This is a genomic window from Acidovorax sp. GW458-11-26-14-TSB4 (genome assembly GCF_059423865.1).
Map to the genome: position 1 here is coordinate 1 of NZ_JBWKYR010000012.1, position 26,112 is coordinate 26,112.

Here is a 26,112-nt window from a genome sequence, read left to right on the forward strand (position 1 = left end):
TCTTTGCCTTCTTTCTTTTGGCGACGCAAAAGAAAGAAGGTGCGCCGCCGGGCGCACATCCCGGCCTCCGCCCTCAAACCAAGCACCGAAGAACGAAGAGCAGCAAGCCATCACCGCCCCAAATAAACCTCAATCACCCGCTCATCCGCCTGCACCTGGTCCAAGGTCCCCTGCGCCAGAACAGCCCCATCGCACAAGACAGTCACGATCTCCGAGATCGTGCGAATGAACCCCATGTCATGCTCCACCACCATGAGGGAGTGCTTGCCTTTCAGAGTCAAGAACAGCTCGGCCGTCCGCGCCGTCTCATCGTCGGTCATGCCAGCGACAGGCTCGTCCAGCAACAACAGCTTCGGATCCTGCATCAGCAGCATCCCGATCTCCAGCCACTGCTTTTGCCCATGGCTCAGATTGCCCGCCATGCGCGTCACGCTGCCCGCCAGGTGAATCGTGTGCAGCACCTCGGCCAGTCGGTCGGACTGGCCCGAATCCAGGCGGAAGAACATGCTGGACTTCACGCCCTTGTGGGTCTTCAAGGCCAGCTCCAGGTTCTCGAACACCGTGAGCTGCTCGAACACCGTGGGCTTCTGGAACTTGCGGCCTATCCCTAAGCTGGCGATCTCGGGCTCGTTGTGGCGCAACAGGTCGATGGTGCTGCCGAAGAACACGGTGCCGCTGTCGGGGCGGGTCTTGCCGGTGATGATGTCCATCATCGTCGTCTTGCCCGCGCCATTGGGGCCGATGATGCAGCGCAGCTCGCCGGGGGCGATATCCAGGCTCAGGTTGTTGATGGCCTTGAAACCGTCGAAACTCACGTTCACGTCTTCGAGGTAGAGAATGCGGCCGTGGGCCACATCCACCTCGCCGGGCGTGGCGATGCGCGAGAAGCCGGCGGCGCGCCCGCCCGATTCGGTCTGGCCCGGAGCCGCCGGGGCGGCCTTGGCCGCAATGCGGCGCGCGCCCTCTTCCATCAGGTCCGGGGTCATTGCGTGCCTCCCTTCTTGTCGTCGTTGTTCTTCTTGCTGCCGAAACCGAACTTCTTCACCAGGCCCACCACGCCGTTGGGCAGGAACAGCGTGACCGCGATGAACAGCGCGCCCAGGAAATACAGCCAGAACTCGGGCGCCGTCACGGTGAGCCAGCTCTTGGCGCCGTTGACGATGAAGGCGCCCACGATGGGACCGATCAGCGTGGCACGGCCGCCCACGGCTGCCCAGACGGCGATCTCGATGGAGTTGGCGGCGCTCATCTCGCCGGGGTTGATGATGCCGACCTGGGGCACGTACAGCGCGCCGGCCACGCCGCACATCATGGCGCTGATGGTCCAGATGGTGAGCTTGTAGGGCAGCGGCGAGTAGCCCGAGAACATGACACGGGTTTCGGCATCGCGCACGGCCTGCAGCACACGGCCGAACTTGCTGCGCACCAGCCAGCGCGCCAGCAGGAAAAAGCCCAGCAGCGCCACACCCGTCATCACGAACAGCAGCATGCGCATGTTCTGCGTGGCGATGGGCTGTCCCAGGATGCGCTTGAAGTCGGTGAAGCCGTTGTTGCCGCCGAAGCCCGTCTCGTTGCGGAAGAACAGCAGCATGGCCGCGTACGTCATGGCCTGGGTGATGATGGAAAAGTACACGCCCTTGATGCGCGAGCGGAAGGCGAAGTAGCCGAACACGAAGGCCACGATGCCGGGCACGGCCACCACCAGGATGAGCGTGGCCACAAAACTGTCGGACAGCATCCAGTGCCAGGGCAGCTCCTTCCAGTCGAGGAAGACCATGAAGTCGGGCAGGTCGCTCTTGTAGTTGCCGTCGCGGCCGATCTGGCGCATGAGGTACATGCCCATCACGTAGCCGCCGAGCGCGAAGAACAGGCCATGGCCCAGGCTCAGGATGCCGGTGTAGCCCCAGATCAGGTCCATGGCCAGCGCGCAGATGGCGTAGCACATGATCTTGCCGAGCAGGGCCACGGCATAGTCGGACAGGTGCAGCGGGCTGCCGGCCGGCACCCACAGATTGAGCACAGGTGCCACGGCGCACACCACGATGAGCGCCACGATGAAGGCCGACCAGCCGCCGCGCGTGAGCAGCGGCGCGGGTGCGGGCAATTGGATGGAGGAGGAAGGCGTAGTCGTCGTCATGTTCTGTCTCGATCCGCTCAGTCAGCGGTACGCCCTTTGACCGCGAAGATGCCCTGCGGCCGCTTCTGGATGAAGATGATGATGAACACCAGCACGGCGATCTTGGCCAGCACGGCGCCCGTCCAGCCTTCGAGGAACTTGTTGAGCACGCCCAGGCCGAGCGCGGCATACACGGTGCCGGCCAGTTGGCCCACGCCGCCGAGCACCACCACCATGAACGAGTCGACGATGTAGCCCTGGCCCAGGTCGGGGCCCACATTGCCCACCTGGCTGAGGGCGCAGCCCGCGAGGCCTGCGATGCCCGAGCCCAGCGCGAAAGCATAGGTGTCCACGCGGGCGGTGTTCACGCCCATGCACGAGGCGATGGGGCGGTTCTGCGTGACGCCGCGCACGAACAGGCCCAGGCGCGTGCGGCTGATGAGGAAGGCCACGCCCCCGAGCACCGCCAGCGCGAAGGCGACGATGATCACCCGATTCCAGGGCAGCTGCAGGTTTTCCATGAGCTGCACGCCGCCGCTCATCCACGAGGGGTTTTCCACGCCCACGTTCTGCGCGCCGAACACACTGCGCACCAGTTGCTGCAGCATGAGGCTGATGCCCCAGGTGGCCAGCAGCGTCTCCAGCGGGCGGCCGTAGAGGAAGCGGATCACGCCGCGCTCGAGCACCGCGCCCATGAGCGCCGAAGCCATGAAGGCGGCGGGCACGGCCGCCACCAGGTACCAGTCGAACGCGCCGGGGAAGTAGCGCTGGAACACGCCCTGCATGACGTAGGTGGCGTAGGCGCCGATCATCATCAGCTCGCCGTGGGCCATGTTGATCACGCCCATGAGGCCGTAGGTGATGGCCAGGCCCAGCGCCACCAGCAGCAGGATGGAGCCCAGGCTGATGCCCGAGAACATGGCGGCCAGGCGCTCGCCCCACTGCAGGCGCTCTTCCACGGCCTTGAGGGCCGTCTGCAGGGCGGCCTTGACCTTGGGATCCTCTTCGCTGCGCAACTGCTCCAGCAGCACGGTGCGCGTGGCGGGGTTGGCGCTGGCAGCCAGCAGTTGGGTGGCCTCCAGGCGCTTGGCGGTGTCGCTGCTGCTGATGAGGATGCGTGCGCGGATACCTTCCAGGCGCACCTTGAGGCCGGCGTCCTGCTCGGCGGCCAGGGCCTTTTCGATCAGCGGCAGGCGGGCTTCGTCGGTCTCTTCGCGCAGGGCGTCGATGGCCTTGCGGCGCTGCGCGATGTCGGCGGACATGAGCTGCAGCGAGGCGAGCGCGGTGTCGAACTCGCCGCGCATGCGGTTGTTGTTGACGATATCTTCTGCATCGTCGGGCACGGGCACCTCGGCGCCGGTCACGGGGTCGGTGCCCTTGCCGTCCTTGATGACGATGGCCTTGTCGCCGGCGATCTTGACCGCGTCGTCGCCCATGGCGCGGATGAAGGCGATGGTGGCCTCGTCGGGCGTGGCGATGGCGGCCTGCAGCGCTGCGATGCGCTCATCGGTGTCGCCAGCCGCCATGGCGCGCGCGGATTGCGCCGTGAGCGCGTGCGCCTGCACGGCTGCGCACAGCAGCAGGCAGGCGAACAAGCGGTGAAAGAGGGATGAAAGCATAGCGGCCAGTGGCGTCAGGAGAATGCGGCGGTGCGCTGGCGTCGCCCCTGGCTTCCATGCGGACCACGCAAGCCAGGGGGAAAGAAAGGAGGCGCATTGCGCCTCCCGGAACCGGCAACGATCAGAGCTTGCTCTTGCCGTCCGGCTCGTCCTTCTTCTTGTCGTTGCCTTCGATGTAGGGCGACCATGGCTTGGCCTTGACGGGGCCAGGCGTCTTCCACACCACGTTGAACTGGCCATCGGCCTTGATCTCGCCGATGAACACGCTCTTGTGCAGGTGGTGGTTCTTCTCGTCCATCTTGGAGACGATGCCCGACGGTGCCTTGAAGGTCTGGCCGGCCATGGCGGCGATCACCTTGTCCACGTCGGTGCTCTTGGCCTTCTCGACAGCCTGCTTCCACATGTTGATGCCGATGTAGGTGGCTTCCATCGGGTCGTTGGTGAGCGGCTTGTCCTTGTGGCCGGCAATGCCCTTGGCTTTGGCGTAATCGCTCCACTTCTTGATGAACTCGGTGTTGGCCGGGCTCTTGATGGACTGGAAGTAGTTCCAGGCCGCCAGGTGGCCCACCAGGGGCTTGGTGTCCACGCCGCGCAGCTCTTCCTCGCCCACGGAGAAGGCGACGACCGGCACGTCCTTGGCCTTCAGGCCCGCATTGCCCAGTTCCTTGTAGAAGGGCACGTTGGAGTCGCCGTTGATGGTGGAGACCACGGCCGTCTTGCCACCCTGGCTGAACTTCTTGATGTCGGCCACGATGGTCTGGTAGTCCGAATGGCCGAAGGGGGTGTACTTCTCGTCGATGTCGCTGTCCTTCACGCCCTTGGACTTGAGGTAGGCGCGCAGGATCTTGTTGGTGGTGCGGGGGTAGACGTAGTCGGTGCCCAGCAGCACCCAGCGCTTGGCGCTGCCGCCGTCCTTGCTCATCAGGTAGTCCACCGCGGGTATGGCCTGCTGGTTGGGCGCGGCGCCGGTGTAGAACACGTTCTTCGACAGCTCTTCACCCTCGTACTGCACGGGATAGAAGAGCAGGCCGTTCATTTCCTCGACCACGGGCAGCACGGACTTGCGGCTCACCGAGGTCCAGCAGCCGAAGATCACCGAGACCTTGTCCTGGCCCAGCAGCTGCTTGGTCTTCTCGGCGAACAGGGGCCAGTTGGAGGCAGGGTCCACCACCACGGGTTCGAGCTTCTTGCCCAGGACACCGCCCTTGGCGTTGATCTCGTCGATGGCCATCAGCACGGTGTCTTTCAACACGGTTTCCGAGATGGCCATGGTGCCCGAGAGGCTGTGCAGGATGCCGACCTTGATGGTGTCCTGCGCATGGGCTGGCAGTGCAGACAGGCCAGCGAGCGTAGCGACGGCCGCAAGGGCCTTGAGGGAATAACGACGTTGCATGTGTGCTTCTCCAGTGGAAGGGGTGGTGGTTCAACAAACCGCTTCGCCCGATGGCGCCTGGATGGGCGCCTTGGTCGGTCGATGGAATGGATTCTGGAGAGCGCACCCCGGATCGGAAATACGCCGGGTGGCGTACACGGCCGGTTACAGGAGGGGCTTCAATCACCCCCCGCCCTTTGCTGGACGGGCACTTGAAGCTACTGAAAAAATAGCTTCACAGGCATCCTCGGCATGCGCCGCCGCTCAGCGCGCCGGCCGCTGGAGTGCGTGCACCGTGGTGGTCTTGCGCACCGGGCTGGACAGCACCAGCGAGGTGGTGACGCCACCGTGCCTTGCCAGCGCATCCACCACGCGCTACAGGTCCTCGGGCTCGGCGATGGCGCAGCGCACGATGAAGCAGTCCTCGCCCGTGACGCGGTCGGCCTCCAGCACCTCGGGCATTTCCGCGAACAGCTTCAGGTAGGGTGCGATGCCGGCATGCGTGGTCTGGATGCGGATGAGGGCCTGCAGCCGCACGCCGATGGCGCGCAGGTTGACGCGCGCGCCATAGCCTTCGATGACGCCCGCGTCTTCGAGCTTGCGCACGCGCTCGCTCATGGCCGGCTGGGACAGGCCGATGCGCTTGCCCAGGGCCGCCAGGCTCTGGCGGGCATCGGCCTGCAGGGCTTCGAGGATGAGCCAGTCCTTCTTGTCGAGTTCCATGCTGCTGCGTATTGAACGGGGTTGGGCGGTGGCCGATCATCCATCGGTTTGGCGCCCATTATTCCGATGCCTGCTGCTTCACGCAGCACCGACAGGCCTATATGGTGCATGACCTGCGGCCAGTGGTGGCCGATTGCTCCGAGGAAACAGACCCCATGCAGCTGGTTGGAATGCTCGACTCTCCCTTTGTCCGCCGTGTCGCCATCGCGCTCACGGTGCTCGGTGTGCCCTTTGAGCACCGGCCACTGTCGGTGTTCAGCACCTTCGATGCCTTCGGCCGCATCAACCCCGTGGTCAAGGCGCCCACCCTGGTCTGCGACGACGGCGGCGTGCTCATGGACTCGACGCTGATCCTGCAATGGGCGGCCACGCTGTCCCCGCGCCGGCTGCAGCCGGCGGGCGGCGCGGCGCTGCAGCACGCGCTGCGCCTGACGGGCCTGGCGCTGGCCGTGTGCGAGAAGGCGGTGCAGATCGTTTACGAGCACAAGCTGCGCCCCACCGAGAAGCTGCACGCCCCCTGGCTGGAGCGTGTGACCGGCCAGTTGCTGGCCGCCTGCGCGCTGCTGGAGGACGAGCTGGCACGCGCGCCCCTGCCCGCGCCCGCGCAAGAGATCGGCGATGCCGGCATCACCATTGCCGTGGCCTGGGATTTCCTGCAGATGATGGTGCCCGACACCGTGGCGGCGGCGGGCTACCCGACGCTGGCCGCCTATGCGGAGCAGGCGGAGCGCTTGCCGGCCTTTGCCACACTGCCTGCGCGCTGAATCGGGCGCTTGTGTCGCCTGGGCGCATCGCGCCGGGACCCCTGCCGGTATACGATGGCTTCCTACCCATCGCTGCGACGAGAGGCAGGCAACAACCATGGTGAAACGACGCACAGTGCTCTGGGCCGGCGCGGCCACAGCGGGCGCGCTGGTGATTGGCTGGGGGGCCCTGCCCCCGCGCCAGCGCCTGCGCACGGGCGCGCCGCTGCCCACGGCGGGCGGGCAGGCAGCGCTCAATGGATGGCTCAAGATCGGCGCGGACAACACCGTCACGGTGATGATGGCCAAGGCGGAGATGGGCCAGGGCACGCACACCGGCCTGGCAGCCATCCTGGCCGAGGAGCTCGATGCCGACTGGCCCCAGGTGCGGCTGGAGATGGCGCCCATCGATGACATCTACAACAACCTGGCCACCGTGGTCGACGGCCTGCCCTTCCACCCGGACAACGATGGTTCCATCAAGGCCGTGGCCGGCTGGCTCACCGCCAAGGCCATGCGCGAGGTGGGCGTGATGATGACGGGCGGCTCGTCCAGCATCAAGGACCTGTGGCTGCCCATGCGCGAGGCCGGCGCCAGCGCCCGGGCCATGCTGGTGCGCGCGGCGGCCGCGCAGTGGAACGTGCAGGCCACCGAGTGCAGCGTGCAGGCCGGTGTGGTGGAGCATGCCGCGGGCCAGCGCGCCAGCTTTGGCGAACTCGCGGCCCTGGCCGCGCAGCAGCCGCTGCCCGGCAAGGTGGCGCTCAAGGAGGCCGCACAGTTCCGCCTGATCGGCAAACCGCTCACGCGCATCGAGGCGCGCAGCAAGCTCGACGGCACGGCGGTGTTCGGCATCGACGCGAATCCGCCTGGCCTGCTGCATGCCGCCGTGGTGATGTGCCCCACACGCGGCGGGACATTGGCGCGCATGGACGGCGCAGCCGCGGAGAAGCTGCCCGGTGTGAAGAAGGTGCTGGCGGTGGAGGCCCTGAACGGTGGCACCGGCGCGGTGGCCGTGATCGCCGATACGCCCTGGCATGCGCGCAAGGCGGTGGCCGCCGTCACGGTGGAATGGGACCACGGCCCGGCGGCCTCGCTGTCGAGTGCGGCGGTGTATGAACAACTGGCCCAGGCCCTGGACCAGGCCAAGGGCTTCGGCTACCACCAGAGTGGCGATGCCGAGGCGGCCATGCAGGGCGCGGTGCGCACCATCACGGCCGACTACCGCGCGCCCTACCTGGCGCATGCGGCGCTGGAGCCGATCAACTGCACGGTGCAGTTCAAGGACGGAGCGGCGACGGTGTGGACCTCCACCCAGGTGCCCGACCTGGCGCGCGCGGCAGCCGCCAAGGTGCTGGGCATCGCCGAAGACAAGGTGGACGTGCGCCAGCTGCTGCTGGGCGGCGGCTTCGGCCGCCGGCTGGAGGTGGATTACGTGGCCCAGGCGGCCGCCATCGCGCGCGCGGCCGGTGGCGCACCCGTGCAGACGCTGTGGACGCGCGAGCAGGACACGCAGCACGATTTCTACCGCCCCGCGTGCATGGCCCGCTTCAAGGCGGGCTTCGATGCGCAGGGCAAGCTGGTGGCCTGGGACAATCTCTCGGTGGGCCAGGCCATCGTGCCCCAGGTGCTCGGCCGCATCTTCGGCCTGCCCGGCGCCGGGCCGGACAAGACCACGTCGGAAGGTGCTTTCGACCAGCCCTACGAGTGGCCCCATGCGCGCGTTGCCCACGAGATCCTCGCACTGCCGCTGCCCGTGGGCTTCTGGCGTTCGGTCGGACACTCGCACCAGGCCTTCTTCAAGGAAAGCTTCATGGACGAGGCGGCGGCAGCCGCGGGGCAGGACCCGGTGGCGTTTCGCGCCGGCCTGCTGCAAAGGCACCCACGCCATCTGCATGTGCTGAAGACGGCCGCCGAACTGGCCGGCTGGGGCCAGCCGCTGGCGGCCGATGCATCCGGCGCGACGCGCGCGCGGGGCGTTGCTCTGCACCAGTCCTTCGGCTCCATCGTCGCGCAGGTGGCCGAGGTGTCGGTGGCGGCCGACAGCAAGGCCATCCGCGTGCACCGTGTGGTCTGTGTGATCGACTGCGGAGCGGCCATCAACCCCAACCTCATCACCCAGCAGATGGAAAGCGCCGTGGTCTTCGGCCTCACGGCTGCACTGCACGGCGAGATCACCGTGGACAAGGGCCAGGTTCAGCAGGCCAACTTCCACGACTACCCACTGCTGCGCATGGCCGATTGCCCGCGCATCGAGGTCCGCATCATTCCGAGCACCGAGCCACCCGAGGGCGTGGGCGAACCGGGCGTGCCCCCGATTGCCCCAGCCGTGGCCAACGCCCTCTTCGCGCTGAACGGCCAGCGCCTGCGCAGCCTGCCTTTGCGCGTGGCCTGAACCAACTGCTCCAGGAGACTCCCCCATGCCCACCACCCTTCGCATCAACGGCAAGGCCGTCTCAGTGAACGCCGAGCCCGACACCCCGCTGCTGTGGGTGCTGCGCGGCGAGCTGCACATGAACGGCACCAAATTCGGCTGCGGCATGGCCCTGTGCGGCGCCTGCACCGTTCACCTGAACGGCGAGCCCACGCGCGCCTGCATCACGCCGCTGTCGGCCGTGGGCGACGGGGACATCACCACCATCGAAGGGCTTGCAGGACCGCAGGCCGAGGCCTTGCGCAATGCCTGGACCGTGCTGGACGTGGCCCAATGCGGCTACTGCCAGAGCGGCCAGCTCATGTCGGCCTGCGCCCTGCTCACCAAGACCGCGCGGCCCACCGATGCGGACATCGACACCGCCATGTCAGGCAATGCCTGCCGCTGCGGCACCTACCCGCGCATCCGTGCGGCCATCCACCAGGCAGCAGGCACGCCACCGGGCTAAGAACCTGTTCAAAGGCCAAGGGGCAACATACAGAAGGAAGTGCGGGGCCGTGGCCTGTGTGTGGCGGCGTTCCGCCCCAAAGGCAGCCGTGCGTCAGTTGGCCAATACACGGCCTTCGGCGGTGTCGGGATCCAGCACGACCAGGATATCGTTACGAGCAGGGGGCCCGTGTGCCGCCATCTGCACGTTGTTGCGCCCGGCCTGCTTGGCCCGGTAGAGGGCCTTGTCGGCGGTATTGACCAGTTCCTCGAAGCTCGCGCCACGCACGTCGTCAAGGGTCGCCACGCCGATGCTCACGGTGACGGTGACGCAGGCGCCGTCACCATCCACCAGCACATTGTGGGCCGATACGGCGTTGCGCAGCGATTCGGCCATGCGCAGCGCGCTCTGGGTATCGATGCCCGGCAGGACGATGACGAACTCCTCGCCACCAAAGCGCGCCACGATGTCCACCGCCGTGCGCGAACGCGCCAGGCAGGCCTGGGCCACGGCGCAGATCACCCGGTCACCGGCCAGGTGGCCCCAGGCGTCGTTGACGGCCTTGAAGTGGTCGATGTCCACCACCATCAACGACAGCGGCTGGCCCAACTGCGCGGTGCGCAGGCACTCGCGCGCGCCCAGGTCCATCAGCGTGCGCCGGTTGGACAGGCCGGTGAGCGCATCGCAGGCAGCGAGTTGCTCCAGCGCGGTGTTCAACTGCTGCAGCAGCTCGTTCTGCTCGCGCAGCTGGCGGTTGATCTGGGCGATCTCGTCTTCCTTGCGCTTGCGGTCGTCGATGTTGAAGGTCACACCGATCAGGCGCTTGCCCGGGGTGTCGGTGTGGCCATCCATGATGCGGCCATAGTTGGCGTACCAGACCCATTCGCCGCCCTTGTTGCGCAGGCGGAACTCGCAGCGGTACTGCGGCGTGATGCCGGACACGTGGTCGGACACCGCACGCTGCACGATGGCCAGGTCATCGGGATGGAACAGGCCGTAGACGTCCTGCAGCCCCGAGACGATCTCCTCTTCGGTGAACCCCAGCTCCAGGAAGGTCTTGGTGGCCTTGCGCGTGACGGTGCCGGTGAGCAGATCGTTTTCCCACAGATCCAGGCCGGCCGCCTCGAGCGCCAACTCCAGCCGGTCCCGGTTCAGGTCTGCTTCACCCATGGGTTCCCGCCCGTCCACGCATCAGGCCGACGGCATGGCGCCCGCGTAGCCGATGTTGCGCAGCAGCCCCTCAAACGATGCCACCACGCCCGGCGTGTTGTACAACAGGGAGGCGGTCTGCACCTGGATGATGCTGACCTGCTTGCCGGTGCTCTGGCCGGTGGCGGCGTCGAAATAGATGGCCAGGTCATCGCTGGCATTGGAGAAGCCACGGCCCGTGCTCTCGGAGTAGTAGCAGATCGAATCGGGCGCGATGATGTCGGGCGAGGTGCTCGCCGTGCTGTACATGATGAGGTTCTCGTTCAGGTTGTACAGGTAGTGGGTCTCGGTGCTCTGCGAGGGGTCCTGCGTGTTGTCCAGGCGGATGATGCCCGAATCGAGCGAGGCGCTGGAGGTGGACTGGGTGACGGCGGTGATGTAGAAGTTTTTCAGCACGACCTTGGCCGGCCGGCCGGTGAGCGAAGTGATCTTGGCGGCGACATCGCTCGTGGCCTGGGGGCTGCCTGCGCCCAGCAGGTAGGCACCCAGCTGCCGTGCCTGCTCCATCGTGCCGGGGATGTAGTTGCCCGACAGGGCGAAGTTGTTGTTGGCGTTGGACGGCCACATGGCAATGCCGGAATAGCCGCCAAAGCCGCCGACCACGCCCCCGGCGAGCGATTCCACCTGGGCTGCCGTGGGCGCACCGAGGACGGAGGATTGGATCTGCGAAGGATCGGCGACGTCGTTGGCCAGGGCGCAGGGAGTGGGCGCCAACTGGACCCCGCCGGTGAAGGTGGTTTGCGGCAGCTCGGGCACCGCCCGGCCGGCCCCGTCGCCATCGACGACCCAGACCGTGCCATTGGACAGGGCCGCGCCGATCAGCGGCACCAGGGAGTTGATGGGCCCGATCTCCACCGGGATGAAGCAACCCAGCAGGATGCCGGTGTTCAACTCCATCACTGCCACGGTATTGGTGATGGAATTCTGGATCGTTGTGAGATCCAGGCTGTCGGCCGCATCGGGCGAGCCCATGATGGCCAGCACGCAGGCCGGGGTGGCGCCATCGTAGTCCTTGACGGTGACTTGGCCACTGAAGCCCTGGGCGGCCAGCTCCTGCAGGACACTGCAGGCATCGTTGTAGCTGCCCCCTCCACCGCTTGCCAACACGGCAGCACCCGCTGCAATGGATTGAAAATCGGCAAGCCCGTAGCTGTAAGTTCCCATTTGGATCCCTCTCTCTTGACGAATGGCTGGGACGATACGCCTAGCCGGTCGATTGTCAACCCGCAGCTTAACTTCTGGCGCCAATGACGCCAAAGGCACCACAGTGCCAGGTAACCACTCTGGCCGAGTGCTGCCGCTTCGCCTATGCTCTGTCAAGCCGTTGTCATCCTGAGTGCCCCTATTTCCTGCGACCACCATGAGCCCTACCGAAACCTCCGTCATCTACGGCACCGAAGACCTGCTGATCAGCCTGTGCAACTCGGTCACCCGCGTGCTCAACGTCGCCACGCACAGCCAGATCCATTACTCGGGCATGGTGCAGCGCATCAGCAAGACCTGCCTGAAGCCGGACATCGGCTGCTTCGTGCTGTTCGATGGGGGCTTCTCGGGCCTGGTGATCATCAACTTCTCGGCCCAGGCCGCGATGGAGCTGTATTCAAGCTACCTGCTGAACATGGGCATGTCCAAGGACGACCTGGTCTCCTCCTACACCTCGGACGAGGTCGCCAACGTGATGGGCGAGCTCATGAACCAGGTGGTGGGCGACTTCACCGGCAAGGTGCGGCGCGAGCTGCAGACCCACATCACGCAGAACCAGCCCAAGATGCTGGTGCTCAACAAGCAGGTGATGCTCAGCGTGGACGCCAACCTGGACAAGCCCGAGGCCCGGCGCGTGACTTTCTATACCGCCAGCAACAACATCTTCTACCTGGAGCTGGCCATCGACCGCACCGAATTCATCAAGGCGGTGGATTTCGAGGCCCAGGACACACCCGACGCCGATGCCCTGATGTCGCAGAACGCCCGCGGCACGCAAGGCGAAGCCCCGGCGCCTGCCCCCGCGCCCGCAGCGGACGCCGGTGGCGGCGGCTCCGACACGGACGAGCTGCTCAAGTCGCTGGGCATGTAGGCTCCCCGCCCCGGCCCACGCGCCGCCCGGGCTGCAGAGGCGGCGCAGGGGTCATGCCGGCATGGCCACGGCCTGTGCCATGCGCGCCGCCAGCGCACCCTGGCGTGCACGCAGAAAGGCGCGCAGCCGGTCCCCATAGTCTGCACCCACGGCACCGGCCACCGAGGGCCGGGCCGCCAGCGCCGCGCGCCAGACCGCCACATGGGGCAGGCCGGTGAACACGCCGAAATCGCCGATCCGGTCGAACACGTCGAAGTAGCGGAACACCGGACCAAAGACCGCATCGACCAATGTAAAGCGCGTCCCCGCAAAGTAAGGGCCCGCTTCCGAGCGCAAGGCCAGCTGTGCCTCGACCTGCGCGAACAGGCGCTGCAGGGCCGCGGCCCGGTCGGCCAGCGCGGCCTCGTCGGGCGCGCTGTAGAACGCGCCTATGGCCGAGAGCACGGCCGAACCGAACTCCATCCAGCCCCGGTGCCGGGCACGGGCCAGCGCATCCTGCGGGTGCAGGCGGGGCGCCACGGTCTCGTCCAGGTACTCGCAGATCACGGCCGATTCGAAGACAGGCTGGCCATCGACCAGCAGTACGGGCGTCTTGCCCAGCGGCGACAGTTGCAGAAACCAGGCGGGTTTGTCGCCCAGGTCGATGTCGATGCGTTCGATGGCGATGCCCTTTTCCGCCATGGCGATGGCGGCCCTCTGGACATAGGGGCACAGGGGATGGCTGATGAGGGTGAGTGCGTGGGGCATGGCAAAGATCCTTGAAGGGTGGGAGCCCTGAATCTATGATTGCGCCAGCGAAATCAAAATACGCAATACTGCAAACCATGCTTGCGCCAACGCAATATCCGGCCACCCCTTTCCAGTTGGGCGCCAGCGACCTGGAGAACCTGCTGGCCCTGGTGCGAGCGGGCACGCTGGCAGGCGCCGGCGAGCGCCTGGGGGTGGATCCGTCCACGGTATTCCGCACCCTGCAGCGCATCGAGCGCGGACTCGGGCAGGCGCTGTTCACCCGCTCGCGCTCGGGCTACCAGGCGCTGGAGCTGGCGCAGACGCTGGCCGGGCACGCGGAGCAGCTGGAATCGGCGCTGGAATCGGCGCGCTCCGCCGCGCAACAGCGGCCCGAGCGGGTGTCGGGCACGGTGCGCATCACCACCACCGACACCATCCTGCACGGCCTGGTGGCACCCGCGCTGCTGGCACTGCAGGGCCAGCACCCGCTGCTGCAGTTCGAGCTGCACGCGGGCAACGACCTGGCCAGCCTGACCCGGCGCGACACGGACATCGCCGTGCGCGCCACGCGCCGCCCGCCGGCCCATCTGGTGGGCCGGCAGGTGGGGCCCATCCGCATGGCCCTGTATGCCGCACGCCAGGGCCCGGTGCAGCAACTGGCCGACGTGCACGCCGACCACGACTGGGTGGCGCCCGACGATGCGCTGCCCGAGCACCCCTCGGTGCTATGGCGCAAGCGGCATTTTCCGAAGGCGGTGGCGCGCTATCGCGTGGGCAGCATCCTCACCGTGATGGAGCTGGTGGCCCTGGGGCTGGGCGTGGGCGTGCTGCCGGTCTTCCTGGCGCAGCAGCACCCCGGCCTGGTGGCGCTGACCGGCGCACTCGAAGAGTGCGAGACCGGGCTGTGGCTGCTCACCCATCCCGAGTCGCGCCACCTGCGCCGCGTGGCCACGGTGTACAGCCACCTGGCGCACACGCTGGTGCTGGAGTGAGTGACGCGGGTCTGCCATCCTGGATTTCACCCCGCGATGCATGCGGGAAACAACCCCTTCACGCCATAAGACAGGCAACCTGGGTTTACCCTTGGACCATGCGACCCTTACCCCGCGTTTTGATCGTCGATGACGAACCCGCGATTGCAGAACTGATCTCCGTGAATTTGCGGCACAACGGGTTTTCCCCATCCTGGGTCGAGGATGGGGAGGCCGCCCAGCGGAAGTTCGAGAGCGAACTGCCGGATGTCGTGCTTCTCGACTGGATGCTGCCGGGTGACAACGGCCTGGCCCTGGCCCGCAAATGGCGCGGCGATGAACGCACGCGGCGCCTTCCCATCGTGATGCTGACGGCCCGGGGCGATGAGTCGGACAAGGTGGCGGCACTCGATGCCGGTGCCGACGACTATGTCACCAAGCCGTTTTCCACGCAGGAACTGCTGTCCCGCATCCGTGCCGTGATGCGGCGCAACCCGGCCGACCCGGCCGGCAACCAGATGCGCACCGGAGACCTGGTCCTCGACTCGGCGACCCACCGCGTGGCCTTCAAGGGCCAGCAACTGAGGCTCGGGCCAAGGGAGTTCAAGCTGCTGCACCACCTGATGGCCCATGCCGAGCGGATCCACACCCGCTCGCAATTGCTGGACTCGGTCTGGAACGACAACCCGCTCATCGAGGAGCGCAGCGTCGATGTCCATGTGAAGCGGCTGCGCGAGACCCTGGGAGAGGCCGGCGCCATGATAGAGACCGTGCGGGGCGCCGGGTACCGGCTGACGGCGCACCTGGCGCCACGGTCGCAGGCAGCTGGCTGAAGGCGGCGGCTGGCGCGGGGCCCTGCACGCAGGCGACAGGGAGTCGGGCACGGATGCTGCATGCTGTCCGATACTCGGCAGCTGGGGAGGCCGCGGCACGCAACCGCCGGGCATCCAGCGCCCCGGGCCTTGCCGCTGCACCACCGCCACCTCTTCATCGAATTTCGAACCACCGACCATGGGCCCTGCGCCGAATGTCCTGTTCGTGTCTGCCGAGAATGCTGTCCGCAGCCAGTTGGCGGAGTCCTGCCTGCGCCACGTCGGCAAAGGCCGCTTTGGCGCATTTTCGTGTGGTGTGCCGGGGCGGACGGCGGCGACGGTGAGCCCGGTCGCGCTGGAAGTGCTGCACCGCGCGGGCATGCCCATTGCCCGCCTGGCACCCAAGGGCTGGGACCAGTTTCTGGCGCCAAGCGGGACGCGCATCGACATCATCGTGGCGCTCGATGCTGAAACCGCGCACCACCACCCACCCTGGCCCTGGCAGGCGCACAGCGCGCAGTGGGCCTACCCGCCGCTGCTGCACACCTTGGCGCCGGTGGCCAACCGGGTGCAGGAGGCAGAGCGCACGCTGCATTCGCTGCGCCACCGGATCGAGCTCGTGGTGACCCTGCACGCCAGCGGCAAGCTGCAGCGTGATGACTGGCAAGGCATTGGCGATGCGCCGCCGCCCGTTGCGCTGGAGCACGCCCCGCGGCCGGGGCCTGCATAGCCGCTACCGGGTCTGCGCGATCAACTCCCGGTCAATTCCGTTTTCCGCGCACAGCTCCGAAAGATCCTTCATGGCCGCCTCGAGGTGCCCCTGGGTGAAGGTGAGCTCCGCCACCAGCACATCGTCGCGTCCGTCCACCAGCACCCGGATGCTCCGGTCGCCATCCAGGGCGCGCCAGACGGTGATGGCACTGAGCGCATCGGTGGCCGCGCTGGCCCGGGACCTGGGAGCGCCCTGCGCGGCACGAACGAATCTGAACGATTGGGATATGTTGCGCATCTTGGTCGGCGGTCCACCAACGAGCCACGCCGCGTGGTACCAAACCCCATGCTACGCGGTGTTTTAGACGGCACCGTGTCAGACGCGAAGACATTGCGGTGCGCGTGGCGCAGGCGCACCGCAGGCTGCGCCCGGCGCGGGCGGTAGGGGCCCCTCAGTGCGGGTCGGAGCGGCGCTCGCCGAACAGCCCGGCCTGTCCTGACGGTGGACCGCTGGCGCCCAGCATCTGCACGAACTGCGCGAGCAGCGGGTCTTCAATGAAGCTGGCGGCGGACGATGCGGCCAGCAGTTGCTCCGGCAGCTGGGGCCGCGCGACGATGAAGCCCTGCACATAGTCCACGCCGATCTCGGCCAGGGTCTGTACGGTGGCCTGGTCCTCGGCCCATTCGGCAATGGTCTTCATCCCCAGGTTGCGCGCCAGGCTCACGATGGCCTCGACGATGGCCACGTTGGCCGGGTGGCGGTTCATGTTGACGATGAAGTTGCCGTCGATCTTGAGCAGGTCGGATGGCAGGTCCTTGAGGTAGGAGAACGAGGTGTAGCCCGCGCCGAAGTCGTCCAGCGCCACCTTGGCGCCGTAGGAGCGCACCTGGCTGATGAAGCGGCGCGTGTTCTCCAGGTCGTGCAGGGCCACGCTTTCGGTGATCTCCAGGCACAGCCAGCTGGCCAGGTGCGGGTGCTCGTCGAACAGGGCGAACACGTCGTCGATGAAGGCCTCGTCGTTGAGCGAGGCGCCGCTCAGGTTCAGGCATACGAACTGGGTACGCCCCAACTGGCCGTGGTGCTTATCCAGCCATTCGAACACGGTGCCCAGCACCCAGCGGTCGATGACGCCCATGCGCCCGCTGTGTTCGCCTGCGGCGATCAGCCGGGGTGTGGGCACCAGCGCGCCGCTGGCGTCGCGCATGCGCAGCAGCACTTCAAAGTTGAGCGACTCGGTCGGTGCGGTGAGCGACATGATGGGCTGCATCTCCAGGTACAGGCCTTCGATGCGCTCGTCCGACGACAGGCGCTCCACCAGCTTCATCTCGGTCTCGTGGGCGATCAGGCCGGGCGCGTCGCGCTCGTACACGGCCAGGCCCTGGTGCAGGCCGCGCTTGGCATCGCGGCAGGCATGGTCGGCGGTGGAGACCACGTCGCGTATGCTGCTGCCCTGCGCAACCTCGATCAGGCCGATGGAACCGCGCACGTGGAACGAGCGCGCGCCCACGCGGTAGGGGCTGGTGCAAATGCTGGAGACGATACCCTGGCTGATGAGCCGGGCCAGGGTGATGTGCGTGTCGGGGAAGACGATGAGGAACTCGTCGCCGCCCACGCGCCCGATCTGCATGTTGCCCGAGAGCATCTGCGAGACGCGCGCGCACACCTGCTGCAGCACTTCGTCGCCGGCGGCATGGCCGAACAGGTCGTTGATGAGCTTGAAGCGGTCCAGGTCCAGGTAGGCCAGCGCCAGCGGCTTGCCCTGGTTGCGCTGGGCCAGGGCCGATTCGAGCACCTGCTCGATGCCGCGGCGGTTGAGCACGCGCGTGAGCGCATCGTGGTGGGCCAGCACGCGCAGGTTCTCGGTGGCGCGCGATTTCTCGGTCACGTCCTGCAACGAGCCTTCGATGCGCCCGCGCGCCAGGGTGGCGCGCACCATGTAGCGCCGGGTCAACTCCCCGTCGTCGCGCCCGCTCACGGTGAACTCGGTTTCCGTCTCGCCCTGGCCGTGCACCATCTGGTCCAGCAGCAGCCAGGCCGCGTCGCCGAACTGCGCGCGCCAGGTGCGCCCGCCGTTGTCCAGCAGGCCTGCGCCCAGCATCTCTTCGAGCGCCGGGTTGGCGCTCAGGAAACGGCCCTGCAGATCGAGCGTGAACAGGCCGATGGGCATGGCCTCATAGGCGTGCTGCAGCTGGGCCTGCACCTCCAGGCGCTTGACGTGCTCCTGGCGCATCTGCTCGGCGATGGCCAGCGCGGCCAGCAGGCTCGACGACAGCGCCGCCGTGACGTGGTTGACGGTGCCCACCAGCACCTTCATGCCATAGGCCGCTGCCACGATCTCGGAGAAGCTCGACAGGAACGTGACCCCGAGCGATGCGGCATACCACATGGCGACACGCGAGCGGGTCTTGAACACGATGCGCACCAAGCTCACTGTCATCAGCAGCAGCCCCAGGCCGGTGGAGACCCACATCATCGGCAGGTACACGCCATAAGGCAGGAACACGGCGGCCAGCAGCAACGGGATGCAGGCCCACTGCGCGCCATGGATGAAGGGGCCCAGGCGCGAGCGGTCCAGGTCCTCCTGGAACAGGTTCTTGTACAGCGTGATGGTGAGGAGCCCGTAGACCGCCACCGTGATGGCGCGGGCCGGAAACAGCCACGGCGTGGGCACCACATGGCCCAGCCACTGCACGTCCCAGCCAGCGGAGATGGCCCCCACGCGCAGCGTGACCACCAGCCAGGCGGCAAACAGCACGTACAGCGATTGCCGGTTGATCAGCGCCGTCATCAGCACGAACATGCCCAGCACCACCAGGCCGCCTTCGAGCAGGCCCAGGTTGCGGTGGAATTCGAGCACCGAGGCCTGCAGATCGGCCTGGGCCCACCAGTCGGCCTGCAGGCGTGCGGGCCCGACGAAGGCCGCGCGGCACAGCACGCGCTCGCCGGCTCTGGCCTCGGGCAGGCCGAAGCCGGCTTTCATGGGAACCAGGCTGCCGCTGGCCTGCTCACGCGTTGCCTGGCCCAGCGACTCCAGGCTGCGGCCGTCCCAGCAAGCCATGGCCACGGCGTGGCGCGAGGGAAAGAGCACCGAAGGCGGTTGCGCCATGGACGCCGGCAGTTCCACCATGAACCACACCGGCTCCTCGGACAGGTTGGTGTCGTGGAAGGACTTGAGCGGCCGGCCGGCCAGTGCGTCCAGCGCCTGCGCCGGCGTGAGTCCGGCTGCCGCCTGGGGCAGCACGCGCATCATCAAGGTGTGGCCGCCCGCCGACAGGTAATTGCTCTGCCAGAACAGCAGCGCCCACAGGGCGATGCCGCCCATGGCAATGGGGACGATGTAGATGGACAAGGCGCGCAGCAGCCAGTCCACCAGGACTGTGCCGCGCCTTACCGCTTGCCGTGCGTGCTCCTGCAATCGCGCTGACCCCGTTGTTGCGTGTGGATGCGCGGGGCCCCCGAGGCCAAGCGCTGGACGGCGCATGGGCCACGGCCCCGCAAACAGGGGCCGTGGCCACGCGCAAACTTCCATCTTGTCATGGAACACGGGGCCTGCATTGCAAGTCTCGGCGCGTTCCCCCATTTTTGTGGAAGTTTACAAAGCAACGGGGCTCCAAAGACCCGGGCAGGTGTGGCCTTTTTGCCAACAGGTGATGAAGGGAAGTACCAGCAGCAAATTCCATCCCACCCTGACCGGGTAGGCCCGCGCACGGGCGGCGTCGCATTTTTGACCCGCCGGACGAGAGGAGGGGACGGTGTGTGAAGCCAGCCGCCAGGGCGGCTTCACTTCAGGCAAACATGCGGTTGCTGGTGCACGCAGGCAGCTCCCGGCCCCGTCCGCCGCCCACCATGCGGCGCGGGTTGGGTACCGCCACGGCGGTCCGGGCGGCCGGCAGGCTGCGCACCGGCACCGGTCCCATGTCGATGTCGGGGTGCCGGGTGTGGCAAAAGAAATTGAGCGCGGGGTGCTGCGCCTCGTGCCAGCGCGCCGGGCCCGTGCCGATGTCGAAGGCCATCACCCGGTGCGGCAGGTTGCCGGCATGCGCCAGCGGGATGAAGCCGCGTGCGGGGAACAGGTCTTCGAACAGCAATTGCTCATAGTGCCGGTCGATGGGCGCACGGCCCGCGGCGATGGCGTGCTCGATGCCCTGGCGCTCGCAGTACTGGAAAGCGGCCTTGATGAGCACGGTCTTGACCAGACGGCCCATGGTGCCGCCGACGATGCCCAGCCGCGTCACCTCGGCCAGGTGCAGGCCGTCCATCCAGGCCGGCAGGTCCACCGACTGCTCCACGCTCAGCGCATGCAGGCGGTTGCTCTGGATGCGCGCGGTGCCCAGCGGCGACCCATCGAGCTTGGACTCGGCCAACAGCACGACGACGCCCTCCTCGTAATCGGTGGCCTCGGGCTGCAGCAGTTGCTGCGCCAGGCCGGGCACGTGGCGCGCATAGGCCGCATGGCGGATGTGCACCGCCTTGCGCAGGTCGGCCTCGCTCTTGACCAGACGCACCCAGAAGGGCAGGCGCTCCTCCTTGGTGGCCATGCGGTTGAGTTCGTCCATGCGCGTGGGACGCAGAGCGCCACCCCGCACCCGGGCCGGCCGCGTGACAGGCAATGCCACGCCGAAGGCTCGCGACGGCAGTGGCGGGTGCGCACGCAGGGTGGGGGCTGCATTGGCAGCGGAGGACTCAAGCATGATCTGGCCTTGGTGACAAGAAAAAAATGGGCAAATTGCGACAACCCACTGTAGGTTCCGCCCCGGGTTTCTTGAGTCAGGGCCAGGATGGAAATCCTGTCTCTTTTCTTCCGACACACCTGGTGCGAAATTGCCCGACAGGCCTGTCTCCCTGGCGGGTAGTGGCGTGTCCCCTCGGGATCGATGGCAGTTGCAGGCCTTGTCAGCAGGCCGCGCGCATCCACGGCAAAAAGGGGCCTTGGCGCGACACCTGGCCGTGGCACCCGGGAGGCTCAAGCGCCTTGTGATGCGGCTGCACAGGGCGCAGAGGCTGTAGGCCTGTCCTACACCGGGGCGATGGGCCGTCCTATCCGGGAAGCGCGCCATGGCGCATAGATTGGAGAACTGGATACGCCACCATGGAGGTCCCCATGCCCCAGCCCACTTGGAGCGCCAAGCGCGAACGCCAGTACGGCCATATCAAGGACAGCCTGGTCCAGCGCGGCAAGAGCGAGCGCACGGCCGAGCAGATCGCCGCGCGCACCGTGAACAAGGAGCGTGCGCAGCACGGCGAGGCCGAGACCGCCCACCCCAAGACCCTGAAGGACACGCCCGCGCCGGTGCGCGGCGGCCGGCGCTCGCACCAGGGCGCACAGGGCCGCACGCGCGAGCAGCTCTACGAAGAAGCGAAGCGCAAGGGCATCCAGGGCCGCTCGAAGATGAACAAGGCCGAGCTGGAGAAGGCCGTAGGCCGCTGAAGCCCGCAGTGCGCTATCCCTCGAACTGGGGGTGCAACTGCCGGATGCGGTTCATCGCCATGCCCGCTGCGGCCGTGCGCGTTTCCACACCCAGCTTGGCGAACACGCGCTCCAGGTGCTTCTTGACCGTGGCGGGGCTGGCGCCCAGGATGTCGCCGATGTCGCGGTTGATCTTGCCCTTGACCACCCAGTACAGCACCTCGGCCTCGCGCGCGGTGAGCTTGAAAGACAGGCTCATCGACTCGATGATCTTGGCGTCCGACACCTCGCGCATCACCAGCAGCCAGTCGCCCCCGCCTTCGCTGTCACCCGCTTGCTGGTGCAGGCGGAAGGTCAGGCGCCGCGCACCCTGGTCGATGGCCAGGCGCGGCGGCTCGGCCTGGGCCTGCGCGAGCAGTTCGGCCGCATTGCCGGCCAGCACGTGGCGGCGCAGCCAGGCCTGCACGGCCTCGGGCGCCCAGGGGCTGGCTTCGCCGAAATAGGCCTGCAGCAGTTCGCGCGCCAGCGGTGTCTGCCAGACGATGCGCCCGTCCACCGCGCGCACGGTGATGCTGGCGTAGCCGAAGGCATCGAGCGCGTTGCGCGCTTCGCGCGCCTGGCTGGCTTCGGCCCGGGCCTTGCGCGCGGCGCCCAGGTGCACGCCCATGCGTGCCATCACCTCGCGCGGCTTGATGGGCTTGGTCACATAGTCCACCCCGCCCGCCTCCAGCGCCGCCACCAGGTGCTCGGTCTCGGTCAGCCCGGTCATGAAGATGATGGGGATGTGCGCGGTCTGGGGCGAGGCCTTCAGCCGCCGCGCCACCTCGAAGCCGTCCATGCCGGGCATCATGGCGTCGAGCAGCACGATGTCGGGCAGGGCCTGGGCGGCACGCTGCAGCGCGGCCTCGCCGTGCATGGCCACGAGAACGGTGTAGCCCGATTCGTCCAGCGCGTCGTGCAGCACGGCCAGGTTGTCGGGCACGTCGTCGACGATGAGCACCACGTCGCTGTCGCTGCGGTCCAGCGCAGCGCCGGCAGGTGCAGGCGGGTGGGATGCGGCGTTGGTGGTGGTCATGGGGGGGCTTGCTCCAGGATCTGGCCCATGGCATCGAACTGGAATTGCCGGGCCAGGCCCCGCATGGTATCGACGAAGGCGCCATGCACCGGCTGTTCACGCTCGATTTCGTCCAGAGCGTTGAGGATGCCGCGGTAGTAACCCAGCGACACGGCCTGCGACAGGGCCGCCAGCGCGCCGGGGTCAGGGTAGCTGAGCTCGCCTGCACCCTGTACAGGCACGGGCGCAGAGGCCGCGGCCTGCGGTACGGCCTCGCCCAGCCACTGCAGCGCCAGGCGCCGCTCCAGCCAGTCGAGCAGCTCGCTGTGGCGCACGGGTTTGACGATGAAGTCCTCGGGGCGGATATCGACGTCGTTGTCCAGCGCCTTGTCGAAGGCATTGGCAGAGACGATGGCGCAATGGAGTTCTGGCAGATTCATCTGCCGCACCCGCCGCAGCGTCTCCCAGCCGTCGATGCCCGGCATGGCCAGGTCCATGAAAAGGGCGTGGGGCCGGTAGCCGGTGGCCAGCAGGTCGAGCGCGTCGTGGCCGCTGGCAGCCTGGCGCAGCTCGAAGCCCAGGGGTTCGAGCAGTTGCACCAGCAGTTCGCGGTCGGCCTCCTCGTTGTCCACCACCAGAATGCGGCGGCGCTCGCCCGCATAACCCTTGCGCACGCGCGGCGCCTGCAGGGCCGGCGCCGCGGCCTTGCCCAGGGCCTCGGCATGCACCTCGGGCAGGAAGAGCTTGACGTGGAATACCGAGCCCAGGCCGGGCTCGCTGGTCACGCTGAGCTCGCCGCCCATGAGCGCGGTGAGCATCTTGGCGATGGTCAGCCCCAGGCCCGCGCCGGGCGCTGCGGCCACGGCGGAGGCGCTGCCGCCGCGCGCGAAGGGTTCGAAGATGCGCTCGATCTCATCGGCCGTGAGGCCGGGCCCCGTGTCCTGCACGTCGATGCGCGCGATCTCGCGGGCGTAGCGCACGCGCAGGGTGACGCGCCCTTGCGCGGTGAATTTGACGGCATTGCCCAGCAAGTTGATGAGGATCTGGCGCAGGCGCTTTTCATCGGCGCGCACCACCTCGGGGATCACACCCTGCACGTCGAACTGGAAGGCCAGGCCCTTGGCGGCCGCCTGCAACTCGAACAGGCTGGCCATCTCGTGCAGGCCGTCGGCAAAGCGCATGGGCATGACGTCCAGCGTGAGCTTGCCCGACTCGATGCGCGCGATATCCAGCGTGCCCTCGATCAGCGACAGCAGGTGCTCGCCGCCGCGGCGGATCACGTGCACGGCCTGCTTGCGGTGCGGGGGCACGGCCGTGTCCTCGCCCATGAGCTGGGCATAGCCCAGGATGGAGTTGAGCGGCGTGCGGATCTCGTGGCTGATGGCGCTGATGTAGCGGCTCTTGGCCTGGTTGGCCTGGTCGGCGGCGCGCTTGGCCTCTTCGGCCACCTGGCGCGCCTGCTCGGCCACGCTGCGGGCGTTCTGCAGGGCCTCGTCGGTCTGGCGGTGCAGCTCGATCTCGCGCATCAACAGGCCCGTCTGCCGGTTCGATTCTTCCTGCGCCACCTGGCGGCTCTTGTGCGCCAGCACCAGCCACCAGGCCACGATGCCGGAGATGACCAGGAGCGCCAGGTAGGCCTTGAGCAGGCCTGAACGCAGGGCAACCTCGGGGGCAGCCTGCACCTCGGTGTCCGTGAGGGCCTGGCCGATGGTGTTGAGCTCCTGGTGGTACAGCAGGCCCATGACGGAGGCCAGCAGCGGCGCGATCACCAGCATGAGCAGCAGGAAATGGCCCAGCCCTGTGTCCAGGTAGCGCCAGATGGCGCGCGGGAGCACCCAGCGCAGGGCCGAGGACCATTGCACCGCCATGCTGGCGTGGGGCTTGCACAGGTCTCCGCAGCGTGCATCGAGCGTGCAGCACAGCGAGCAGATGCCGCCGCCGTAGGCGGGGCACTGGGCCATGTCGGGCGCTTCGTACTCACGCTCGCAGATGACGCAGCGCTGTACCGAAAAGCGCGTGTAGGACCCCAGATCGGCCGCGACCTGCCCGCTCACCGGCCCGTGCATGGGCACGGCCGGTGGCTCGGGCTGGCGCGCGATGTAGTAACGCCCCCGTGTGGCCCAGGCGATGAGCGGCGCGGTGGCAAAGGCCACGGCCATGGCGATCACGGCCGAGAAGGCCTGCGGCAGCGGGCCGAAGAAACCCAGGTGCGCGCTGATGGAGACCACCGAGGCCAGCGCCATCGATCCCACGCCCACGGGGTTGATGTCGTAGAGGTGGGCGCGCTTGAACTCGATGCCCTTGGGCGACAGGCCCAGGGGCTTGTTGATGACCAGGTCGGCCACCACCGACATGATCCAGGCGATGGCGATGTTGGAGTACAGGCCCAGCACCTCGCCCATGGCGCGAAAGACATTCATCTCCATCAGCATGAAGGCGATGAGGGTGTTGAACACCACCCACACCACGCGCCCGGGATGGCTGTGCGTGAGGCGCGAGAAGAAGTTGGACCAGGCCAGCGAGCCCGCATAGGCGTTGGTCACGTTGATCTTCATCTGCGAGACCACCACGAACAGGGCCGTGGCCGCCACCGCCCAGCCGTAGTGCGGGAACACGTACTCATAGGCCACCAGGTACATCTGGTTGGGGTCCACCGCACGGTCGGCCGGCACCATGTGGGTCAGGGCCAGGTAGGCCAGCAGCGCGCCGCCCAGCATCTTGAGCACCCCGAGCACCACCCAGCCCGGCCCGCCCGCCAGCACGCCCAGCCACCAGCGCCCGCGCGTGGCCGGCGTGCTGGCGGGCATGAAGCGCAGGTAGTCGGCCTGCTCCCCCATCTGCGTGATGAGCGCGATTCCAACGGTGAGTGCCGCACCAAACAAGGGCAGTTGAAACGATGCACCGCGGCCAGATTCACCACCATAGTGCGTTATTCCCATGAATGCACCGGGATCGTGCACCACCACATAGCCAAAGGGCACGACCAGCATCACCAGCCACAGCGGCTGGCTCCACATCTGCAGCCGGCTGATGGCCGAGACGCCGTGGGTGACCAGGGGAATCACCACGATGGCGCAGATCAGGTAGCCCCAGGTGGGCGGTATATCGAGCGCCAGCTCCAGCGCATAGGCCATGACGGCCGCTTCCAGCGCGAAGAAGATGAAGGTGAACGAGGCGTAGATCAGCGAGGTGAGCGTGGAGCCGATGTAGCCGAAGCCCGCGCCGCGCGTGAGCAGGTCCATGTCCACCCCGTAGCGCGCGGCATACACGCTGATGGGCAGGCCTGCCAGGAAGATGATGAGCCCGGTGGCCACGATGGCCCAGAAGGCGTTGATGAAACCGTACTGCACCAGCAGCGTGGCGCCCACGGCCTCCAGGATCAGGAACGAGGCGGCGCCGAAGGCCGTGTTGGCCACGCGCCATTCGGACCACTTGCGAAAGCGCTGGGGCGTGTAGCGCAGCGCATAGTCTTCCATGGTCTCCGTGGCCACCCAGCTGTTGTAGTCGCGCCGGACCTTGACGACCTGCTGCGGGGCCTGGGCGTCCGCGCCCATGTCCTGGCCCGCACCGCCCTGTGCATGGGCGCCCGCGTCGGGCGGGGCGATGGCGGCGGTGGTGGGGGGCATGGGCGTCGAGGGGCGGGGCGGCAGTCCCCGAGGTGGTGCAGTTTCCATGCCACGGCCGGAGGATGGATGCGCCAATCGACGTATGGC

The 26,112-nt window shown here is 67.5% G+C and carries 20 protein-coding genes and 1 pseudogene; 8 read left to right on the top strand and 13 right to left on the bottom strand.

The features are described from left to right. Positions 1-110: 110 nt before the first annotated feature. The 5 genes and pseudogenes from urtD to AC07X5_RS21725 all read right to left on the bottom strand — a co-directional run bounded on the left by urtD (position 111) and on the right by AC07X5_RS21725 (position 5,830). The gene (urtD, locus tag AC07X5_RS21705) at positions 111-986 is read right to left on the bottom strand and encodes an urea ABC transporter ATP-binding protein UrtD (RefSeq protein ID WP_409960541.1); all 876 of its coding nucleotides are present in this window, start codon (positions 984-986) and stop codon (positions 111-113) included. Next, the gene (gene urtC / locus AC07X5_RS21710) at positions 983-2,137 is read right to left on the bottom strand and encodes an urea ABC transporter permease subunit UrtC (protein ID WP_494771791.1); all 1,155 of its coding nucleotides are present in this window, start codon (positions 2,135-2,137) and stop codon (positions 983-985) included. Before urtC ends, urtD begins: the two co-directional genes overlap by 4 nt. Positions 2,138-2,154: 17 nt before the next feature. Then, on the bottom strand, positions 2,155-3,735 hold the full coding sequence (gene urtB, locus AC07X5_RS21715; RefSeq protein WP_494771792.1) for an urea ABC transporter permease subunit UrtB: 1,581 nt from the start codon (positions 3,733-3,735) through the stop codon (positions 2,155-2,157). A gap of 121 nt (positions 3,736-3,856) precedes the next feature. Then, positions 3,857-5,128: an urea ABC transporter substrate-binding protein gene (urtA, locus tag AC07X5_RS21720; protein WP_492232364.1), complete on the bottom strand. Its 1,272-nt coding sequence runs from the start codon at positions 5,126-5,128 to the stop codon at positions 3,857-3,859. Positions 5,129-5,371: 243 nt separating this feature from the next. Next, a pseudogene (locus AC07X5_RS21725) lies at positions 5,372-5,830 on the bottom strand (Lrp/AsnC family transcriptional regulator). Between the two features lie 155 nt (positions 5,831-5,985). Between AC07X5_RS21725 and AC07X5_RS21730 the strand changes: the two are divergent. The 3 genes from AC07X5_RS21730 (at position 5,986) to AC07X5_RS21740 (ending at position 9,452) form a co-directional block, all read left to right on the top strand. Next, positions 5,986-6,594, top strand: coding sequence for a glutathione S-transferase (locus AC07X5_RS21730; RefSeq protein ID WP_494771793.1), 609 nt, complete (start codon positions 5,986-5,988; stop codon positions 6,592-6,594). Positions 6,595-6,691: 97 nt separating this feature from the next. Further along, positions 6,692-8,965, top strand: a complete 2,274-nt coding sequence (locus AC07X5_RS21735; RefSeq protein WP_494771794.1) for a xanthine dehydrogenase family protein molybdopterin-binding subunit — start codon at positions 6,692-6,694, stop codon at positions 8,963-8,965. A gap of 25 nt (positions 8,966-8,990) precedes the next feature. Continuing rightward, on the top strand, positions 8,991-9,452 hold the full coding sequence (locus tag AC07X5_RS21740; RefSeq protein WP_409960548.1) for a (2Fe-2S)-binding protein: 462 nt from the start codon (positions 8,991-8,993) through the stop codon (positions 9,450-9,452). Positions 9,453-9,545: 93 nt separating this feature from the next. Here AC07X5_RS21740 and AC07X5_RS21745 read toward each other — a convergent pair whose 3' ends face one another. Both AC07X5_RS21745 and AC07X5_RS21750 read right to left on the bottom strand, forming a co-directional pair. Next, positions 9,546-10,601: a sensor domain-containing diguanylate cyclase gene (locus AC07X5_RS21745; RefSeq protein WP_494771795.1), complete on the bottom strand. Its 1,056-nt coding sequence runs from the start codon at positions 10,599-10,601 to the stop codon at positions 9,546-9,548. A 21-nt stretch (positions 10,602-10,622) separates the two neighbouring features. After that, positions 10,623-11,804, bottom strand: coding sequence for an S-methyl thiohydantoin desulfurase domain-containing protein (locus tag AC07X5_RS21750; RefSeq protein WP_494771796.1), 1,182 nt, complete (start codon positions 11,802-11,804; stop codon positions 10,623-10,625). 196 nt (positions 11,805-12,000) lie between these two features. Here AC07X5_RS21750 and AC07X5_RS21755 point away from each other — a divergent pair, with 196 nt between their 5' ends. Beyond that, complete coding sequence (locus AC07X5_RS21755) at positions 12,001-12,714, top strand: DUF3334 family protein (protein ID WP_409960551.1); 714 nt, start codon at positions 12,001-12,003, stop codon at positions 12,712-12,714. Between the two features lie 51 nt (positions 12,715-12,765). Here AC07X5_RS21755 and AC07X5_RS21760 read toward each other — a convergent pair whose 3' ends face one another. Beyond that, complete coding sequence (locus AC07X5_RS21760) at positions 12,766-13,461, bottom strand: glutathione S-transferase family protein (protein ID WP_494771797.1); 696 nt, start codon at positions 13,459-13,461, stop codon at positions 12,766-12,768. 77 nt (positions 13,462-13,538) lie between these two features. On the opposite strand from AC07X5_RS21760, the gene AC07X5_RS21765 reads away from it, so the two are divergent. From AC07X5_RS21765 to AC07X5_RS21775, 3 genes are all read left to right on the top strand, one after another. Beyond that, positions 13,539-14,435, top strand: a complete 897-nt coding sequence (locus AC07X5_RS21765) for a LysR family transcriptional regulator (protein ID WP_494771798.1) — start codon at positions 13,539-13,541, stop codon at positions 14,433-14,435. Positions 14,436-14,533: 98 nt separating this feature from the next. Then, on the top strand, positions 14,534-15,247 hold the full coding sequence (gene phoB, locus AC07X5_RS21770) for a phosphate regulon transcriptional regulator PhoB (protein ID WP_494771799.1): 714 nt from the start codon (positions 14,534-14,536) through the stop codon (positions 15,245-15,247). A 178-nt stretch (positions 15,248-15,425) separates the two neighbouring features. Continuing rightward, positions 15,426-15,956, top strand: a complete 531-nt coding sequence (locus AC07X5_RS21775; RefSeq protein ID WP_494771800.1) for an arsenate-mycothiol transferase ArsC — start codon at positions 15,426-15,428, stop codon at positions 15,954-15,956. A gap of 3 nt (positions 15,957-15,959) precedes the next feature. Here AC07X5_RS21775 and AC07X5_RS21780 read toward each other — a convergent pair whose 3' ends face one another. From AC07X5_RS21780 to AC07X5_RS21790, 3 genes are all read right to left on the bottom strand, one after another. Then, positions 15,960-16,235 (bottom strand): hypothetical protein, encoded by a 276-nt coding sequence (locus AC07X5_RS21780; protein ID WP_409960555.1) that lies wholly within the window; start codon positions 16,233-16,235, stop codon positions 15,960-15,962. A gap of 154 nt (positions 16,236-16,389) precedes the next feature. Then, entirely contained in the window at positions 16,390-19,308 is a 2,919-nt protein-coding gene (locus AC07X5_RS21785; RefSeq protein ID WP_494771801.1) for an EAL domain-containing protein, read from the bottom strand. Positions 19,309-19,723: 415 nt separating this feature from the next. Beyond that, positions 19,724-20,629: a hypothetical protein gene (locus AC07X5_RS21790; RefSeq protein ID WP_494771802.1), complete on the bottom strand. Its 906-nt coding sequence runs from the start codon at positions 20,627-20,629 to the stop codon at positions 19,724-19,726. A 410-nt stretch (positions 20,630-21,039) separates the two neighbouring features. Between AC07X5_RS21790 and AC07X5_RS21795 the strand changes: the two genes are divergently transcribed. Beyond that, positions 21,040-21,366, top strand: coding sequence for a plasmid stabilization protein (locus AC07X5_RS21795; protein WP_494771803.1), 327 nt, complete (start codon positions 21,040-21,042; stop codon positions 21,364-21,366). A 13-nt stretch (positions 21,367-21,379) separates the two neighbouring features. Here AC07X5_RS21795 and AC07X5_RS21800 read toward each other — a convergent pair whose 3' ends face one another. After that, a complete protein-coding gene (locus AC07X5_RS21800; RefSeq protein WP_494771804.1) occupies positions 21,380-22,420 on the bottom strand; it encodes a response regulator in 1,041 nt (346 codons plus the stop codon). After that, positions 22,417-26,025 carry a hybrid sensor histidine kinase/response regulator gene (locus tag AC07X5_RS21805; protein WP_494771805.1) on the bottom strand — a complete coding sequence of 1,203 codons (3,609 nt, stop codon included), beginning with the start codon at positions 26,023-26,025 and terminating at the stop codon, positions 22,417-22,419. Before AC07X5_RS21805 ends, AC07X5_RS21800 begins: the two co-directional genes overlap by 4 nt. Between the last annotated feature and the right edge of the window lie 87 nt (positions 26,026-26,112).

Coding starts and splice junctions, on each gene's coding strand:
- AC07X5_RS21730 (WP_494771793.1), top strand. CDS start 5,986: ATGCAGCTGGTTGGAATGCTCGACTCTCCCTTTGTCCGCCGTGTCGCC.
- urtC (WP_494771791.1), bottom strand. CDS start 2,137: ATGACGACGACTACGCCTTCCTCCTCCATCCAATTGCCCGCACCCGCG.
- AC07X5_RS21745 (WP_494771795.1), bottom strand. CDS start 10,601: ATGGGTGAAGCAGACCTGAACCGGGACCGGCTGGAGTTGGCGCTCGAG.
- AC07X5_RS21790 (WP_494771802.1), bottom strand. CDS start 20,629: ATGCTTGAGTCCTCCGCTGCCAATGCAGCCCCCACCCTGCGTGCGCAC.
- AC07X5_RS21800 (WP_494771804.1), bottom strand. CDS start 22,420: ATGACCACCACCAACGCCGCATCCCACCCGCCTGCACCTGCCGGCGCT.
- urtB (WP_494771792.1), bottom strand. CDS start 3,735: ATGCTTTCATCCCTCTTTCACCGCTTGTTCGCCTGCCTGCTGCTGTGC.
- urtD (WP_409960541.1), bottom strand. CDS start 986: ATGACCCCGGACCTGATGGAAGAGGGCGCGCGCCGCATTGCGGCCAAG.
- AC07X5_RS21760 (WP_494771797.1), bottom strand. CDS start 13,461: ATGCCCCACGCACTCACCCTCATCAGCCATCCCCTGTGCCCCTATGTC.
- AC07X5_RS21755 (WP_409960551.1), top strand. CDS start 12,001: ATGAGCCCTACCGAAACCTCCGTCATCTACGGCACCGAAGACCTGCTG.
- AC07X5_RS21775 (WP_494771800.1), top strand. CDS start 15,426: ATGGGCCCTGCGCCGAATGTCCTGTTCGTGTCTGCCGAGAATGCTGTC.
- phoB (WP_494771799.1), top strand. CDS start 14,534: ATGCGACCCTTACCCCGCGTTTTGATCGTCGATGACGAACCCGCGATT.
- AC07X5_RS21780 (WP_409960555.1), bottom strand. CDS start 16,235: ATGCGCAACATATCCCAATCGTTCAGATTCGTTCGTGCCGCGCAGGGC.
- AC07X5_RS21735 (WP_494771794.1), top strand. CDS start 6,692: ATGGTGAAACGACGCACAGTGCTCTGGGCCGGCGCGGCCACAGCGGGC.
- AC07X5_RS21765 (WP_494771798.1), top strand. CDS start 13,539: ATGCTTGCGCCAACGCAATATCCGGCCACCCCTTTCCAGTTGGGCGCC.
- AC07X5_RS21750 (WP_494771796.1), bottom strand. CDS start 11,804: ATGGGAACTTACAGCTACGGGCTTGCCGATTTTCAATCCATTGCAGCG.
- urtA (WP_492232364.1), bottom strand. CDS start 5,128: ATGCAACGTCGTTATTCCCTCAAGGCCCTTGCGGCCGTCGCTACGCTC.
- AC07X5_RS21805 (WP_494771805.1), bottom strand. CDS start 26,025: ATGCCCCCCACCACCGCCGCCATCGCCCCGCCCGACGCGGGCGCCCAT.
- AC07X5_RS21795 (WP_494771803.1), top strand. CDS start 21,040: ATGCCCCAGCCCACTTGGAGCGCCAAGCGCGAACGCCAGTACGGCCAT.
- AC07X5_RS21740 (WP_409960548.1), top strand. CDS start 8,991: ATGCCCACCACCCTTCGCATCAACGGCAAGGCCGTCTCAGTGAACGCC.